This is a genomic window from Leptolyngbya sp. FACHB-36 (assembly GCF_014695955.1).
Taxonomy (GTDB): domain Bacteria; phylum Cyanobacteriota; class Cyanobacteriia; order Leptolyngbyales; family Leptolyngbyaceae; genus FACHB-36.
The window spans coordinates 1-1,758 of the sequence record NZ_JACJPG010000005.1; the positions used below are offsets into that span (position 1 = coordinate 1).

1 protein-coding gene and 1 pseudogene are annotated in these 1,758 nt (G+C 57.3%); both read right to left on the reverse strand.

Features of this window, described 5'->3' with window-relative positions:
• A pseudogene (locus H6F43_RS22855) lies at positions 1 to 546 on the reverse strand (SAM-dependent methyltransferase); the annotation flags it as partial.
• A partial coding sequence (locus tag H6F43_RS22860) for a sedoheptulose 7-phosphate cyclase (RefSeq protein WP_190340004.1) occupies positions 543 to 1,758 on the reverse strand: 1,216 nt, incomplete at its 5' end. The gene H6F43_RS22860 and the pseudogene H6F43_RS22855, both read right to left, overlap by 4 nt.

The window sequence follows — 1,758 nt, forward strand, 5'->3', positions numbered from 1 at the left end:
GAGCGTCTCTAGTGCCGGACCCAACTCCACGCGGATCTTGTCGCCGTGAGGAGATTGCTGAAATAGCTGCTGAGCAAACTCGGCGACGTAGGCATCGACCTCACAGGCGACGAGCGTGCCGTCCGCAGGAAGCGCCTCCGCCATTGCCAACGCCGAGTAGCCCGTGAACATGCCAATGTCCAGAATGCGACGGGCGCGAGTCATATGAACAAACAGCTTCAGCGTCTGTCCTTCCACGTGCCCCGACAGCATTTCCTGCTCTAGCTGCCGCACCGTTTCCCCATCCGAAAATCGCTGGCTCCACGGCTCCTTGCTGGTCTTTTGGGCGATCGCCGCCAGCGCTGCCGATTCCGGCGTCGTACAGGCTTCCAGATACGGGTCCAAACCAGCCGTTAGCTGAAAGGCAGTTTGAATGTTCTCGGCAACGTTGATCAGTGTGTCCTTTAGGGCGGCTACCGCTGCGTCAAGATGCTGCACTGCAATGCCCAACGGCGTCACAGGCCGCGCGGGTTCTGCCGCCGTTGACTGTTGAATCACACCTGTCATGACACTGAACTCCCAACCAGCGACTGCGCCGTGCTGCCCACATAGGCGTCGATGCCTGCGCCTGCCCGTGGGTAGTCCGCGCAAAGACGCTTGTGTTCGACCAACGCCCCGTCCAGTTCTTCGCGGCTGAGGTCGTTGACGAAAAAGCACTCGCCGATCGGTCGAGGCATTGCCGCTCGCAGCAAGCCATCCCGCGTTTGAATAATCGACTGGGTAGCTCGCCACGCCAAATCGCTGTCTAGCAGCGGATGATCCAGCGTTAGCCCCAAACGGCTCATCAGACCGAGAATGCGATCGCGCTCTTGCGTCGAAATGTAGCCCCGCGCCGCTGCAATCGTGGCAGACAGCGCCATGTCAATGTTCACCGCGTGACCGTGCAGCAAAGGCACCGAAGGAGCCAATTCCAGCGTCGGGCTCCACGTGTGTCCGTAGGCGATGACGCGATCGAGCATCAACTCATGCAGGTTCGGCGTTTCAAGCTCCAGCATGGTCTTGATCGACTCGTAGTTCACCTTGTACGCCACGTCGCGCAACTCATCACTGCCGCCCAAATAGCCAAAGTGCGTGTGCAGCAGTTCTTCGCCGTATTGATCCAGCCAGTCAAACACCTGCGCGTTGGATACCACAGCAATCTTGACCAGTTCCGCCATGCCGTTGCGGACTTGGTCCGTGGGCAGCGTCCGCAAAAACGAGAAATCCAGAAACACGTGCTTAGGCGGATGATACGCGCCCAATCGGTTCTTCAGCTTGCTGTGGTTGACCGCAACTTTGATCGCCACGCCTGCATCCACCAAGCCGATCAGCGTTGTGGGCACGCGAATAAAGTTTGTGCTGCGACGATACGCGGCGCAGGCAAACCCCGCCACATCCAGCACCAGCCCACCGCCGACAACGAGCACTGGTTCCTTCCGCACCAAACCAAAACTAGCAAAGGCATCGACGATCGCCGAAAAGGTCGTTATCGTTTTGGCGGGTTCTTCGATCGTGATGGCAAAAATTGTCAAATCGATGCCGTAGTGCTGAAAGTATTCCTGAAGCTGCAATCCATAGAGGCGATTAACGGTGTGGTCCACCACTGCCAAACAGCGCCCAAACGCTTTATATTGCGATGCCAGCGCTGAATTGTTGATGTTAAACAAGCCATCAACAAACTCCAGTCCAAACTCGATTTTTTCGTAACCTTCCACGTGAAAGGCAGTCTCAGTTGCCTCA